The sequence below is a fragment of the Mesorhizobium sp. M7A.F.Ca.CA.002.15.2.1 genome, from assembly GCF_003998715.1.
Lineage (GTDB): Bacteria > Pseudomonadota > Alphaproteobacteria > Rhizobiales > Rhizobiaceae > Mesorhizobium > Mesorhizobium ciceri.
In genome coordinates, this window is the sequence record NZ_RZPI01000058.1 from 1 (window position 1) to 14,341 (window position 14,341).

Genomic DNA, 14,341 nt, shown 5'->3' on the forward strand with positions numbered 1-14,341 from the left:
CCCCACAGCAGCCAGAACTGCGGCGTCTTCAACGCATCGTCGAGATGGACATTGGACGTCGTCACCATCGCATTCTGTGCCGCCGGCGGCGTCCATCCGGCAGGCCTCCAGCCCTCCGGCGGCACCCTGACGATAACGGCGCCGATCAGCATGAAGACGAAATAGACGATGCCCAGCACCAGGAAGGTTTCGGCGACGCCGATGTGCTCAGGCGTCGAAAACAGCTTCATCAGATAAACCGACAGCGGCGAGGCGATGAAGGCGCCGCCGCCGAAGCCCATGATCGCCATGCCGGTTGCCATGCCCGGCCGGTCCGGAAACCAGGTGATCAGCGTCTTGACCGGCGAGATATAGCCGAGGCCGAGACCGATGCCGCCCAGCACGCCGTAGCCGAGATAGATGATCCACAATTGGTGCAGATAGACGCCGAGCGCCGAGACAATGAAGCCGCCGCCGAAACAACAGGCAGAAGCGACCATGGCTTTGCGCGGACCGACGCGATCCAGCCAGCCGCCGCCGAACGCCGCCGCAATGCCCAGGAACAGGATCGCGATCGAGAAAATCCAGCCGAGGCCGGTCAATTTCCAGTCGTCGGGCGCCGAGTCGGTGATGCCGATCAGCTTAGACATCGGCAAGTTGAAAACGCTGAACGCATAGGCCTGGCCGATGCAAAGGTGGATGCAGAGCGCCGCCGGCGGCACCATCCACCTGCTGAAGCCAGGCTCGGCGACGGTGCGTGAGCGGTCGAGCCAGCCGCCCGCCCTTTCCCCAGTCGTATCCATTCCATCCTCCCAGATGCGTCTTCGAACCATCTTCTCAGATGTGTCCTGCGAACAAACTAGGCGGGTAAGCCGGCGAGGCAATAAGGAATGCCTGCCATACGACCAATGTCTAATGAGACTGGCCCATATCGCAAAGCAGGTCATTGCTTTCCCGAAAGTTAGATTAGAAACAATTGATTGACTGTCTGCTTATGAAGCGCGATCCCTCCACCTGCACTCACGATCATCTGGCCGGGCACGACGGCATTCACCAGTTGCGGTTGAGCCATTCGCGCGCCGGGCGCTCTATGAGGTAGTAGCTGCAGGCCGCGCAAGCGAAGACTGCGGCCAGCATCGGTATCGGCGCGCTGCCTTGCTCATAGACGAATTTGTAGAACGGCTGCTGCCATAAATAGAGCGAGTACGACCACAGCCCCAGCGTCGCCATCGGCCAGGACGACAGCAATCCGGAAAAATACCGTGGGCTGAAATCGAGTGCGTTGACGGCCAGAGCCAGCAGCGGCACCGCGAAGAGATAGTGCATCGGCGTCGGCACCCGATCCAGGAACAGGACAACGGCACAGACCGTTGCCACCAGGGCCACATGCTTGCCTCTCAAAAACGCCGGCAGCCTGCCGTCGGCCTTGAGCAGGCAGATCGAAGCCGACAGGAGGATCGACGCGATGTGCACATCCGTGCGCCAATAAGTGGTTTCGTAGTCCATCCCCAAGACCCAGTACGAAACCGCGCCATTGGCCATGGCCAGCAAGGCCAGCGCCAGGAGCAGCACGACCACGCGAGAGCGACTTGAGACGATGACGCTGATCAGCGCCAGGATGATGTAGGCGTGCTCCTCGATGCAGAGCGACCAGATATGGTCGAGCGCCCCTGCCCGAGCCACGAGAATGCCGGCATAATTGTAGGTGAATGTCAGCGCCGTCAGCGCGGCCTTCCATTTGAAGGCGAGGAACGTGCCGGAGAGCGCGATCATCGCGACGACTACGAAGACCAGAAGAGCCGGATAGATGCGGGAGAAGCGGCGTTTGAAGAATTTTTTCAGCGGGTAGCGTTCGATGAACAGGATCTCGCCCATCAGCCGGCCGCTGAGCACGAAGAAGAATTCGACGCCCAGCACGCCAAGATTGATTCCCGGAACCGGAAAGAAATGGCCGATCAGAACCAGCGCGATCGAAAGCCCGCGCCAGCCGTCGAGATAGGCCAGTCTTGTTCTGGTTGATCTGTCGGCGGCGGATCGGGACGGAACGACATGCGTCGCGGAAATGTCGGTCATGCCGATCCTCTCGCAATAGGCATGCGAAGGGTACGATGGTACAATTCGAACCCAGCTCGCATTCCCGCCCTAGTTCATATTGCAGTGCAATATGGATTTGTGCAAGTGCGAGATTGCTGCCGGATCAGGTCCGGCCTCCGGCTCGGCGGGGATTTGCTTCAAGCAGTGCGGCAGCGATTCCATCAGCAACTGAACGGATGCAGGCCGCCGCACGAGAAAAGGGGCCACGGAGGCCCCTTTCCTTGTCTGCGACTGATCGTATTAGAAACTGTTTCGAAACTCGCCCTGGCGAGTCATAGGTGGTGGTTTCGAGAACCGGAGCGGAGCGTACTTTTGGTACGTGAGCACCGGAAGCACAGAAAACGCCATCAGATGGCCGCCGGAGTAGAGTTTCCAAACAGTTTCTCAGGCGTTGGCTGCCGCAACCGCGCGCTTGGCCATCACCGCGATCAGATTGGCGCGATAATCGGCCGAGGCATGGATGTCGGTCATCAGATTCTTCGCCGGCACTTTCACACCTTCCAGTGCCGAGGCCGCGAAATTCTTGGCCAATGCTGCCTCGATCTCCTTCGAGCGGAAGACGCCGTCATCGCCGGCTCCAGTGACGGCGACGCTGACGCCATCCTTGCCCTTGGCAACGAACACGCCGACGATGGCGTAGCGCGATGCCGGATTGCGGAACTTTTCATAGGCCGCCTTGGCCGGCGCGGTGAAGGTGACGGCGGTGACGATCTCGCCTTCCTTCAACGAGGTCTCGAACAGACCCTTGAAGAACTTGTCGGCAGCGATCTCGCGCTTGTTGGTGATAATGGTGGCGCCCAGCGCCAGGAGCGCCGCCGGATAATCGGCCGCCGGGTCGTTGTTGGCGATCGAGCCGCCGATCGTCCCCTTATGGCGCACCGCCGGATCGCCGATCAGTGACGCCAGATGGGCAAGCGCCGGACAGGCCTTCTTCAGCTTCTCGTCATTGGCAACGGCGTGATGCGTGGTCGCGGCGCCGATGGTGACGGTCTTGCCCGAGACCTTGACGCCCTGCAGCTCCGTGATCCGCGACAGGTCGACAAGGTCTGACGGCGCGGCAAGCCGCGTCTTCATCGCCGGGATCAGCGTCATACCGCCCGAAAGCAGCTTGGCGTCGCCTGTCTTGACCAGCTTGGCAGCATCGGCGACCGAGGCGGCGCGGTGATAGTTGACTGCGTACATGGAATTCTCCCTTGGGTGAATGGGCGAATAGGGAGTAGCGAATAGCGAATAGGAACTATCCAGTCGCACCGCCTTCTCTTCCCTATTCGCTACTCCCTATTCGCTATTCGCTTTCAGTGTTTCGTTGCGCGGATCGCGGCCCAGACGGTGGACGGCGAAGCCGGCATGGCAAGATCGTTGCTGCCGATGGCGTCGGTGAGGGCGTTGATCACCGCCGGCGGCGAGCCGATGGCGCCGGCCTCGCCGCAGCCCTTGATCCCCAACGGATTGCCCGGGCATGGCGTGTTCGAGGTCGAGACCTTGAACGACGGTAGATCGCCGGCGCGCGGCATGGTGTAGTCCATGTAGCTCGCGGTCAAAAGCTGGCCGCTATTGTCATAATGGGCGCCTTCGAGCAGCGCCTGGCCGATGCCTTGCGCCAGCCCGCCATGCACCTGGCCTTCGACGATCATCGGGTTGATGATGTTGCCGAAATCGTCGGCAGCGACGAACTGGACGATCTCGGTGACGCCGGTTTCCGGGTCGACCTCGACCTCGCAGATATAGCAGCCCGCCGGGAAGGTGAAATTCGACGGATCGTAGAACGCCGTCTCCTTCAGCCCGGGCTCCATGCCGCCCGGCAGGTTGTGGGCAGTGTAGGCGGCCAGCGCCATCTGGAACCACGGCACGTTCTTGTCGGTGCCGGCGACCTTCAGCGCGCCATTCTCGATGACGATATCGCCTTCGTCGGCTTCGAGCAGGTGTGCCGCGATCTTCTTGGCCTTGGCCTCGACCTTGTCGAGGGCCTTGACGATGGCCGACATGCCGACTGCACCCGAGCGCGAGCCATAGGTGCCCATGCCCATCTGCACCTTGTCGGTGTCGCCATGCACGATCGAGACCGAATCGAGCGGCACGCCGAAGCGCTCGTTGACCAGTTGCGCGAAGGTCGTCTCATGGCCCTGGCCGTGGCTGTGCGAGCCAGTCAGCACCTCGATCGTGCCGACCGCGTTGACGCGCACTTCCGCCGATTCCCAAAGGCCGACACCGGCGCCGAGCGAGCCGACGGCAGCAGACGGGGCGATGCCGCAGGCTTCGATGTAGCAGCTCATGCCAATGCCGCGCAGCAGCCCCTTCTTGGCGGCGGCGGCCTTGCGCTTGGCAAAGCCGGCATAATCCGACGCCTTCATTGCCGCATCGAGCGAAGCGGCATAGTCGCCGGCGTCATAGCACATGATGACCGGCGTCTGATGCGGAAACGCTGTGACGAAGTTCTTGCGCCGCAGCTCGGCCGGCGAGACGCCGAACTGGCGGGCCGCCGTCTCCATCATGCGCTCCATGACGAAGGTCGCTTCCGGCCGCCCTGCCCCGCGATACGCATCGACGGGCGCGGTGTTGGTATAGATCGCCTTCACATTGGCGTGGATGGCCGGGATATTGTACTGGCCCGACAGCAGCGTCGCATAGAGGTAGGTAGGCGTCGCCGACGAAAACAGCGACATATAGGCGCCAAGATTGGCCTGGGTTTCGACCTTCAGGCCGAGGATCCTGTGGTCCTTGTCGAAGGCCATTTCAGCATGGGTGTGATGGTCGCGGCCATGCGCGTCGGTCAGAAAACTCTCGGTCCGGTCAGCCACCCATTTGACCGGCACCCCGGTCTTCTTCGACGCCCACAGGCAGACGATCTCTTCGGGATAGATGTAGATCTTCGAGCCGAAACCGCCGCCGACATCGGGCGCGATCACGCGCAGCTTGTTTTCCGGCGCGACATTGTAGAAGGCGCTCATCACCAGCCGCGCCACATGCGGGTTCTGCGAGGTCGTCCAGCAGGTGTAGTGATCCTCGGCCTTGTCGTAATGGCCAAGTGCGGCGCGCGGCTCCATGGCGTTAGGCACCAGCCGATTGTTGATGATGTCCATCTTGACGACATGGGCTGCCTTCCCGAAGGCCGCATCCGTGTCGTCGGCATTGCCGATGTCCCAGTCGAAGATCAGATTGTTGTCCGCTTCGGGGTGGATCTGCGGCGCACCCTTGTCCATCGCCTTGGAGGCGTCGACGACGGCCTTCAACTCCTTGTAGGTGATCTCGACCGCCTCGGCGGCGTCACGCGCTTGCCCCTTGGTCTCGGCGACGACAATGACGACGGCGTCACCGACATAACGGACCCGGTCGAAGGCGAGTGGCGACCATGCCCCCATCTTCATCGGCGAGCCGTCCTTGGAGTGGATCATCCAGCCGCAGATGAGATTGCCGATGCCATCGGCCTTGAGTTCCTTGCCGGTCAGCACGCCGATGACGCCGGGCATGCCTTGGGCCTTCTTCACATCGATCTTCTTGATCTGCGCATGCGCGTGCGGACTGCGCACGAAGGCGGCGTGCTTCATGCCGGGAACCACCATGTCGTCGACATAGCGGCCGGCGCCCGTGATGAATCGTTTGTCTTCCTTGCGCGCGACCCGAGCGCCAACACCTTCAATGCCCATCAGAAATTCCTCCCGAGATTGTAGGGGAGTAGGTGAGTAGGGCAGTACGGCAGTAGGGAAAAATTGGCTCCGATTCCCTACTGCCCTACTGCCTTATTGCCCTACTGCCTCGTTCAAGCCGCTTGTTTCGCCTTACCCTTCGACCCCTTCATCGTCGTCGATGCGGCGAGGATCGCCTTGACGATGTTGTGGTAGCCGGTGCAGCGGCAGATGTTGCCGTCGAGCTCGGCACGCACCGTCGCCTCGTCGAGCCCTTCGGGGTGGCGGCCGATCATGTCGGTCGCCGTCATGATCATGCCCGGCGTGCAGAAGCCGCACTGCAGCCCGTGATGTTCCTTGAAGGCGGCCTGCACCGGATGCAGGTCGGCGCCATTTGCCAGGCCCTCGATCGTCAACACGGTCGAGCCGGAGGCCTGCACCGCGAGCATCGTACAGGATTTGACCGCCTTGCCGTCGACGTGGACGACGCAGGCACCGCATTGCGAGGTGTCGCAACCGACATGCGTGCCGGTAAGGCCGAGATTTTCCCGCAGGAAGTGAACCAGAAGTGTTCGGTCCTCGGCAGCACCGCTGACCCGCTTTCCGTTCACCATCAACGAAACGTCCGACATGGTCCCTCCCTGGGTATCAACCTTGGTCATCACGTTGCCAACGCGGCGTTGGCGCATCGGCCATGCGTTATTGGTACACCGCACATCGGACAAAAAACAGCACGTCGCAAACGCGGCACATTGTACTTTCGGTCATGGCCGCCCCCAAACATGCGGTGCCGGTGGCCCCATTGCCAAACCGCCGATTGAAGGCAACAATGTCGGTCGACGCCCGCGCGCCAGAAGCATTTAAAACAGCCGCGCACAAAAAAGCGTCGGAGGAAATGCGGAGAACATCGCTGGCCAATTCACAGACGCGCTATGCATGCGGCCTGTCGGCGCTCACCACGGACGAGCCCGACATGGAGGCGTTCGCCAAGGCGATCGCACTGGAAGCAGCCGCCATCGACGCGGGCTTTGCCCTGCTGTTCTTTTCCCAGAGCCTGGTCGAAGCCAGCGCCCTTTCCCAGGCGCTCATGACCCACGCGCCGGCGCTCCACCACGCCGGCTGCTCGACTGCCGGCGAGATCACGCCGCAAGGTCTCGAGGATGGTCATGTGCTGGCCATGCTGCTTCCGTCCCCCGCGTTTACCGCCGTCAGCGTGATGGTCGAAAATCTGTCCTCGTCGGGTATGGACAGGATCACCGGCGAGGTCGAGACCCTGCGGCGATCGCTGCGCGCGCGCCTCGGTTGCGATCGGACCAAAGGCACTTTCGCGCTCTGCTTCATCGACGGGCTCTCCTATGCCGAAGAAGCGGTGAGTTCAGCCATCCACTGGGGTCTCGATGACATTCCGCTGCTTGGCGGCTCCGCCGGCGACGATCTGAAATTCGAGACGACGCGCCTGATCTCGAACGGCAAGGTCACCTCCGACAGCGCCATCATCGTGCTGATATCGACCGAAATTCCCTTCCATGTCTTCAAGACCGACAATTTCGTTCCCACCGATGAGAAACTGGTGGTGACGGCTTCCGATCCAGATCACCGCATCGTGCGCGAGTTCAACGCCACCAATGCGGCGCAGGAATATGCCGCGTCCGTCGGTATCGTCGCGCAGATGCTGACGCCACTGAGCTTCGCCTCGCATCCCGTGGTGGTGAAGGTGGGCGGACAATATTATTGCCGGTCGATCCAGAAGATGCATGCCGACGGCTCGCTGTCGTTCTTCTGCGCCATAGACGATGGCGTCGTGCTGTCGATCGCTCAGCCCAAGGACATGGTCGAATCGACGCGCGCCGCCCTGCGCGACGTCGAGGAGAGGCTTGGCGGTATCGACATGATCCTCGGCTTCGACTGCGTGCTGCGCCGGCTGGACGCACGCAATCGGCAGGTGTTTCGCGAAATCTCGGAACTCTACCGGGTCAACAATGTCATCGGTTTCGGCACCTATGGCGAACAGTACCGGTCGATGCATCTGAACCAGACTTTCACCGGCATCGCCTTCGGCGAGCGCCAGGCGGCGGAATAGGACGGCGCAACAAGATGCCGCTGAGGGACATAAACGATCTTGAAAAGCTGAAGAAGATCAACGCGGCACTGGTCAGCCGCGTCGAGCGCTCGATGGACCAGCAAGGCAACGCCTTTTCGCTGTTCCAGACCACGATCTCGCTGGAAAACCGGGTGCGTACACGTACCGAGGAACTTCACTCGACCTTGCGGCGGCTGGAGCAGTCGAACATTGACCTCAGTGCCGCCAAGGAAAACGCCGAACTGGCGAACCTGTCAAAAACCCGTTTCCTCGCCGCTGCCAGTCACGACGTGCTGCAGCCGCTGAATGCCGCCCACCTTTCGGTTTCGGCGCTCGCCGAAGTTCAGACCAGCGACGAGGGCAAGAAACTGGTGCGGCAGGTCGAGCGCTCGCTGGAGACGATGGAGGACCTGCTGCGAACCCTGCTCGACATCTCCAAGCTCGATGCCGGCGTGGTGCAGCCCGACATAAGCGACGTCAGCCTGGAGGCGCTGTTCTCGTCGCTCCGCTCGGATTTCCTGCCGGTGGCGGAGATGAAAGGCCTGTCGCTGAAATTCCGGCCGGTCCATGCCGTGGTCCGCTCCGACCGCACGCTGCTGCGCCGTATCCTGCAGAACATTCTCTCCAACGCGCTGGGCTATACACGCTCGGGCGGCGTGCTTGTCGGCACCAGGCATCGCGGCGACACCATCCGCATCGACGTCGCCGACACGGGCTGCGGCATTCCCGACGACCAGCGCGAGGCGGTGTTCGAGGAGTTCCACCGCGGCACCTCGCCGGCCAATGCCGAACTGGACGGTGGCGGTCTCGGGCTCGGGCTCGCCATCGTGCGCCGCATGGCCAGCGCGCTCGGTCATCCCGTGACATTCTCGTCGAAGGTCGGACGCGGCACGATCTTCCACATCGATGTACCCGTCGGCATCGGTGCGCCAGCCGATGCCATCGCCAGCGTTGCCGACATGGAACGGCCGCGCGGCTATGGCCTGTTCGGCACCAAGGTGCTGCTGGTCGAGAACGATATCGAAGTGCTGCAAGCCATGACCTTCCTGCTCGAACGCTGGCAATGCCTGGTGCGGGCCGCGACCTCGACCGACGATGCGCTCGACATGCTTGGCGACACCGACTGGGTGCCCGACATCGTCATTGCCGACCAGCATCTCGACGGCGGCGATCTCGGCACCACGACCATCGCCGAAGTCCGCGACTATCTCGGCCGCGCCGTGCCGGCGCTGATCGTCACCGCCGACAGTTCGGAAGCCGTCGCCAAGGCCGCCCGCTCCGGCGGCATCGAACTGATGCGCAAGCCGCTGAAGCCGGCCCAACTAAGGGCGCTGCTGGCGCATTTGCTGGCCTGATCACTTCTCACGCGCTATTCCGATCGTCTTGAAAGGAGCGCGTCCTCCCGCGGACAGGTCGCCGACGCGCGCTTTGTTTCGACCGCCACCTACAATGCCGTGTGCGGCCTGCCGGCAACGAAGACAGACCCGAATGGTCTCGTCAAAACCTTTACTTATGACGCCTTCTGCCGGCCCTATCAGGTCTCTCAGAGCGTCACCGGCGCCTATACCAAGACGCGCTTCGAGAACGAGGGCAATCCGGCGACACAGGCGCTGGTCAAGTACACCCCGCTGCCCAATGGCGCGAGTGGGGGCGCCGGCGAGGATTTTACCCGCTCCTTCTATGACGGGCTTGGCCGGGTCTATCGCGTGGAAACCCCCGGAGAGACGGCGGCCAGTGCAAGACGCATTGCCGAGACCGACTACGATCTTCGCGGCAATGTGCTGCGTACCGCCTTCCCGAGGTTCGTCGGTGAGACGGCACAGTGGACCACCAACAGCTACGACTGGGCCGACCGGCTGGTGAAGACGGTCAATCCGGATTCAAGCCAGCGCACTTACTTGAACGAACTGGCCACGGGAACCGGCGTCAACCCACGGCTGAATGCGGTGACGATGACGGACGAGCTTGGCCATCCGACTAAGACAGCATGGACGACACACGGCGATATCGCCGCCATTGTCCGCGACGTCGGTGGCCTCAATCTGCCGGAGGGCCGCAGCTACGACCTGCTCGGCCGGCTGATCGGCGTCACCGATCCCGGCGGTTCGAGCTGGAGCTACAGCTACGATCTGCTCGGCAACCGGCTGTCGGCGTCAGATCCCGATCTCGGCACCTGGACCTATGTCTATGACGCCGCCAACCGCCTTATCAGCCAGACCGACGCCCGAGGCACGGTCACAACGCTCGCCTACGACCAGATGGACCGGCTGACGCTGAAGACGGCAACGGCAGCAGGCGGCAGCCCGGTGACGCTGACCCAGAACACCTACGACCAGGCGGCGTCGGGTTACTACAACATCGGCCAGCTGACCCGCTCGGAAAACGCGGCTGCCGTCCAGCTCTACAATTATGACGGCCTCGGCAAGGTTGCTCGCCAGGATGCCACGATCGCGGGGATCACCAACTATACGTTCAACGTCCACGACGGCTCCGGCCAGAACGTATATGTCCAGTACTTTCCTGTTCAGCTCGACTTCGGTTCGAACGCGAACCGCCTGCAATACACCGCCGGCAACAAGCTCGCCTCCGCCCCCGGCTTCATCACCTCGACCATTTACGAGGCCGATGGCCAGACCAAGGAGATCACCTATTCGAACGGTGTGAAGACCTCGTTCACCTATTCGCCGACGCGGCGCTGGCTGACGCGTGTCACCACGGCACGAGGCGCCACCATCCTGCTCGACGATCAGTACGCGCGTGACAGCCTTGGCCGCATCACCGGCACCACGGGGCTGACGGCTTCGGACAGCTGGACCTATGGCTATGACAATGCCGACCGGCTGACGGCAAGCAGCAATCTGGGCAACACCGCGCTCAGCGAAAGCTTTGTCTATGCCGCCAACGACAATCTGACCTCGCGTACCCGTGTCGCCGGCACCTATATCTATCCCGCGGCAAGTGCTGCTCGTCCGCATGCGCCAACCTCGGTCGGCGCCAATGCTATGGCCTATGATGCCAATGGCAACCTCACCTCCGATGGCAGCCGCACACTGGTCTGGGACGAGGCCAACCGGCTGAAGACGGTCACGCTGGCCTCCAACACTGTCAATCTCGCTTATGGACCCGACGGAGCGCGCGCGAAAAAATCCTCGAGCTTCGCCACCACACTCTATCCCGATGCCAATGTCGAGATCGACCCGGCGACCCCGGGCGCGGAGATCTACACCAGGTATCCGCATCCCGACATCAAAGTGACGGGCACGACAAAGGCCTTCCTGCATCGTGATCACCTGGCCTCGGTGCGCATGGTCACCGACAGCACCAGCGCCATCGTCGAGCAGACCAACTACGCCACCTATGGCGAGCGCCTCAACACAGGCTTCCAGACCCAGAAGAGCTACATCGGCGAACGCTTCGATCCCGAGACCGGGCTGCTGTATCTCAATGCGCGGTACATGGATCCCGTGCTGGGAAGGTTCATCTCGCCAGATGATTGGGATCCGACAAAGCAGGGCGTGGGGACCAACCGCTATGTATATGCCCAGAACGATCCGGTGAATAAAGCAGACAACAATGGACATTCGGCGCGGTCAGCCGACGACAGCGCGGCCGGATTGGCCAATGCTGCCAGAGAAGGTGGCGGCTCGGTTGGCACCGCTGAAGCGTCTGGCAGCCACGCCATCTCCCAATCAGCGGGGCCGGCGGTAAAGGAGTTGGGCCTTTCTGTTGACAAGAAAAAGTGCGATGGGTGTAAGCAAATAGCCGCCAGTAAATTCGATTTTGTTCGAAACCTCGTCGGCTTTGCCATGGATGTTATGACTAGCTTTACGGATCCAAACAAAGCGCCGTCGGTTAACGATCCCAAACCTCCAGTGAGGCAGATGGAGTCTGTAAAGAAGGCTCCAACCCCAACTGATCCGCCAAGTGCATCACCACCAGATGATCTGCCGCCAGGTCCGCCGACAAAGCCATCGAAGCCGCCGGGTGCTCCTCTTGGAACTCCTGTTATCGGGATCCCAATGGGGATTGTGCATGACTTTATGAGGGACCCGCGCGGGCTTACAGATCGAGATTTCAGGTTATGATGATAGAGTGAGTGATTGACTTTAGAATGGACCGGCTCTCGAAAAGAGCCCATGTGCCGAGGACTAGGCGCACCAGTCGTCGGATGGATGCATAGACGGGAAACGTCACATGGACCAAGTCACTGCTGAAGAGCGACAGAGATGGATTGAGTACTTCATCCCATTGGCCGAGCAAGGAGATCCAGATGCGCAGTTAGCCGTTGGTATTGGCTATGCTAACGGGGTGATGGTAGAAAAAGACCTAATGTTAGCGGAGCTCTGGCTCCGTCGCGCTGAAGAGAAAAAGGGCGAAGAAGCGACCTTCGTTCTCATAAAAACATTTTCCAGGGAAGAATCGCCCAAGACTCTCGATATTTTTGCAGAAAAAGCGGAGTGGGAGCTTGGCGCAATTTACCTTATATGTGGAAGATATTTAATGAGAAACGGCGATGTGAAACGGGGAAGGCTTCTTTTGAAGAAAGGATGGGAAAAAGGAAATATTATTGCCGGTATTTCATTTATTTCGTCGGGCTACGGCAAGCCTTGGAGATTTTTTTTGCTGCCTGTGGTGCTACCACTTTTGATTGAAAGCGTAATAGTAAAAGCTAAAGATCAGGCGGACGAGAGGATTTTGGAGTGATGCAAGGCTAATAGTTATCTAGGCTATATTGGCACGGGGCGATCAATGTGTAGAGCCAGCCATTGTGCTTAATTCCTATATTTGTACAGGGAACGGTCTCTCATGGCTCGTTTTCCGCTATTGTTAATCCTGCTTGCGCAGCCATCTGCCAAGACATTGTTAGGCCTCACACAAGTTCTCCTGTAGAGAACCGCTACTCCAGTTACGATGGATCAAAGGGCGTTCATTGGACACACACCGATCCAAAAACTGGGAAGAAGCAAGAAATCGCGATAGGCATCGGGGAAGACATCAACGCCGATTTTGATCTTTCCCCAGAAGGTAAATCCAAGCCTGGCGCTAAGGATTTTGAAAAGGCTGCCCAAGAGGCAAAGCAATACCTAGGGACCGTTCCGGGCCTCAAGGACGTGGCGAAACAAGCGGGTTTTCTTTTAGACAATCCGCGGAATGACGCCTTAGGAAAAAAATGGCGTGAAAGAATTGAAAGTGTGAAAAAGAGTGCTGAAAAGAAAATTGAAAAAGCAGAGAAAAAGACTGGCGGCGACGGCGGACAAGACAAAAAACCAGCAGGAAAGAAGCCATGACTGATGTGACGTTCGACATATTTTCTGTTGCCGAAGCGGGAGGAATAGGGGCAGTGCGGGTTGGGGAAAATTTGAATGAGATTGCGGAGCTCGTGGGGCCTCCAGACTATTGGGGCTTTGGTCCCGACGAAATTTTCAATGGTTACATGGGATTTGGACCAATTGAATTATATGTAAGATCGAGATTTGATATGCCGTTTGTGTCAATGATAAAAATCGATTTGATGGTAAGAAAGACTTTTTTCCGCCTAAAGAGTAAGTCACAGTCAGATCGTTACGCTGTTACGTTACCAAAAATTGAAATGAGAACATTCGACGATACTTTAAACGAAGTTAGGCGTAGAAAAATTCCATTTTCAACAAAACTTGGCGAAGGAATTGGTCCAGACACGTCAATAGTAATAGATTTTCTAAATGGATCTCGGTTTTATTTTGTGAATTTTGAGAATCCTGTCCTATTTTCTTTAGAAATAATCGATCAGTAACGAAGAAGATCACGGTGACAGTGTATTTTTGTATACTGGATCGACCTTCATTTACTGTAGACTAGCAGAATGGCTCGGCTTGCCCGTATTGTAGTCCCCGGTCTGCCGCACCATGTCACCCAGCGAGGCAACGGGCGCGCCAAAGCGTTTTTAACGCCGTAAAACTATGCGCTCTACAAAAACCTCCTGATCGAGCATTGCCGCTCCGCCGATGTCGGCCTCTGGGCGTGGTGCCTGATGCCGAACCATGTGCACCTGATCCTGATGCCTGCCGGCGCGGATGGCCTGCGGTGCGCGCTCGCGAAGGTGCACCGCGCGTATGCCGGGACCATCAATGCGCGATAAAACAAAACCGGGCATTTCTGGCAGGGTCGCTTCGGCGCCATCGCGATGGACGAGGACACCTCTTGTCGGCTGTGCGTTATGTCGGGTTGAATCCGGTGCGCGCGGGACTGGTGAAGCAGGCGGCGGATTGGTCCTGGTCAAACGCTCGGGCGCATCCGACTGATAAGCCCGATGGCGTCACGGAATTGGGGCCGATGAAACACAGTTGCCGTCGTCGGTCGGGCGGTTCGATTTGATCGAGATGGATGCCGCGGCTTTCGACGCACTGCGCAAGGCCGAGAGCATCGGCTGGCCGGTGGGCAACGAGGCATTTCTGGGTAGGATTTTCGGGCAAACCGGAACCGCGGAAGCGGGGCAGGCGGCCGAAGCGAAATAGTGCACTGTGACCGTAATTCTTGAGCGCGGCGCATGATGGGTTACCCTCCCCTCGATGGGGAGGGTCGGCGC

Annotated in this window: 12 protein-coding genes; 7 read left to right on the forward strand and 5 right to left on the reverse strand. The window is 59.8% G+C overall.

Annotated features, from left to right (window positions below; translation table 11 throughout):
• The 5 genes from ENZ74_RS05975 to ENZ74_RS05995 form a co-directional block, all read right to left on the reverse strand.
• A partial coding sequence (locus ENZ74_RS05975; protein ID WP_127312694.1) for an MFS transporter occupies positions 1–782 on the reverse strand: 782 nt, incomplete at its 3' end.
• Positions 783–1,029: 247 nt separating this feature from the next.
• The gene (locus ENZ74_RS05980) at positions 1,030–2,052 is read right to left on the reverse strand and encodes an acyltransferase (RefSeq protein WP_013531268.1); all 1,023 of its coding nucleotides are present in this window, start codon (positions 2,050–2,052) and stop codon (positions 1,030–1,032) included.
• Between the two features lie 405 nt (positions 2,053–2,457).
• Positions 2,458–3,255 (reverse strand): xanthine dehydrogenase family protein subunit M, encoded by a 798-nt coding sequence (locus tag ENZ74_RS05985; RefSeq protein ID WP_063168155.1) that lies wholly within the window; start codon positions 3,253–3,255, stop codon positions 2,458–2,460.
• A 113-nt stretch (positions 3,256–3,368) separates the two neighbouring features.
• Positions 3,369–5,717, reverse strand: coding sequence for a xanthine dehydrogenase family protein molybdopterin-binding subunit (locus tag ENZ74_RS05990; RefSeq protein WP_027160446.1), 2,349 nt, complete (start codon positions 5,715–5,717; stop codon positions 3,369–3,371).
• Positions 5,718–5,830: 113 nt separating this feature from the next.
• A complete protein-coding gene (locus ENZ74_RS05995; protein WP_013531265.1) occupies positions 5,831–6,328 on the reverse strand; it encodes a (2Fe-2S)-binding protein in 498 nt (165 codons plus the stop codon).
• Positions 6,329–6,591: 263 nt separating this feature from the next.
• Between ENZ74_RS05995 and ENZ74_RS06000 the strand changes: the two genes are divergently transcribed.
• The 7 genes from ENZ74_RS06000 (at position 6,592) to ENZ74_RS34980 (ending at position 14,270) form a co-directional block, all read left to right on the forward strand.
• Complete coding sequence (locus tag ENZ74_RS06000; RefSeq protein ID WP_050580471.1) at positions 6,592–7,776, forward strand: FIST signal transduction protein; 1,185 nt, start codon at positions 6,592–6,594, stop codon at positions 7,774–7,776.
• A gap of 14 nt (positions 7,777–7,790) precedes the next feature.
• The gene (locus ENZ74_RS06005; RefSeq protein ID WP_013531263.1) at positions 7,791–9,131 is read left to right on the forward strand and encodes a hybrid sensor histidine kinase/response regulator; all 1,341 of its coding nucleotides are present in this window, start codon (positions 7,791–7,793) and stop codon (positions 9,129–9,131) included.
• Positions 9,132–9,230: 99 nt separating this feature from the next.
• Positions 9,231–11,861 carry an RHS repeat-associated core domain-containing protein gene (locus tag ENZ74_RS06010; RefSeq protein WP_063168156.1) on the forward strand — a complete coding sequence of 877 codons (2,631 nt, stop codon included), beginning with the start codon at positions 9,231–9,233 and terminating at the stop codon, positions 11,859–11,861.
• Positions 11,862–11,970: 109 nt separating this feature from the next.
• Complete coding sequence (locus tag ENZ74_RS06015; RefSeq protein WP_063168157.1) at positions 11,971–12,480, forward strand: sel1 repeat family protein; 510 nt, start codon at positions 11,971–11,973, stop codon at positions 12,478–12,480.
• A 62-nt stretch (positions 12,481–12,542) separates the two neighbouring features.
• Complete coding sequence (locus ENZ74_RS06020; protein WP_127224119.1) at positions 12,543–13,064, forward strand: hypothetical protein; 522 nt, start codon at positions 12,543–12,545, stop codon at positions 13,062–13,064.
• Positions 13,061–13,549, forward strand: coding sequence for a hypothetical protein (locus tag ENZ74_RS06025; protein ID WP_127224120.1), 489 nt, complete (start codon positions 13,061–13,063; stop codon positions 13,547–13,549). The genes ENZ74_RS06020 and ENZ74_RS06025 overlap by 4 nt, the downstream gene beginning before the upstream one ends.
• 550 nt (positions 13,550–14,099) lie before the next feature.
• The gene (locus ENZ74_RS34980) at positions 14,100–14,270 is read left to right on the forward strand and encodes a hypothetical protein (protein ID WP_206521361.1); all 171 of its coding nucleotides are present in this window, start codon (positions 14,100–14,102) and stop codon (positions 14,268–14,270) included.
• The last annotated feature ends 71 nt before the right edge of the window (positions 14,271–14,341 follow it).

What these genes read in the sequence shown, in the direction of transcription:
- ENZ74_RS05980 (WP_013531268.1), bottom strand. Translation starts at nt 2,052, where the DNA reads ATGACCGACATTTCCGCGACGCATGTCGTTCCGTCCCGATCCGCCGCC.
- ENZ74_RS06005 (WP_013531263.1), top strand. Translation starts at nt 7,791, where the DNA reads ATGCCGCTGAGGGACATAAACGATCTTGAAAAGCTGAAGAAGATCAAC.
- ENZ74_RS06000 (WP_050580471.1), top strand. Translation starts at nt 6,592, where the DNA reads ATGCGGAGAACATCGCTGGCCAATTCACAGACGCGCTATGCATGCGGC.
- ENZ74_RS05990 (WP_027160446.1), bottom strand. Translation starts at nt 5,717, where the DNA reads ATGGGCATTGAAGGTGTTGGCGCTCGGGTCGCGCGCAAGGAAGACAAA.
- ENZ74_RS06015 (WP_063168157.1), top strand. Translation starts at nt 11,971, where the DNA reads ATGGACCAAGTCACTGCTGAAGAGCGACAGAGATGGATTGAGTACTTC.
- ENZ74_RS05995 (WP_013531265.1), bottom strand. Translation starts at nt 6,328, where the DNA reads ATGTCGGACGTTTCGTTGATGGTGAACGGAAAGCGGGTCAGCGGTGCT.
- ENZ74_RS06025 (WP_127224120.1), top strand. Translation starts at nt 13,061, where the DNA reads ATGACTGATGTGACGTTCGACATATTTTCTGTTGCCGAAGCGGGAGGA.
- ENZ74_RS05985 (WP_063168155.1), bottom strand. Translation starts at nt 3,255, where the DNA reads ATGTACGCAGTCAACTATCACCGCGCCGCCTCGGTCGCCGATGCTGCC.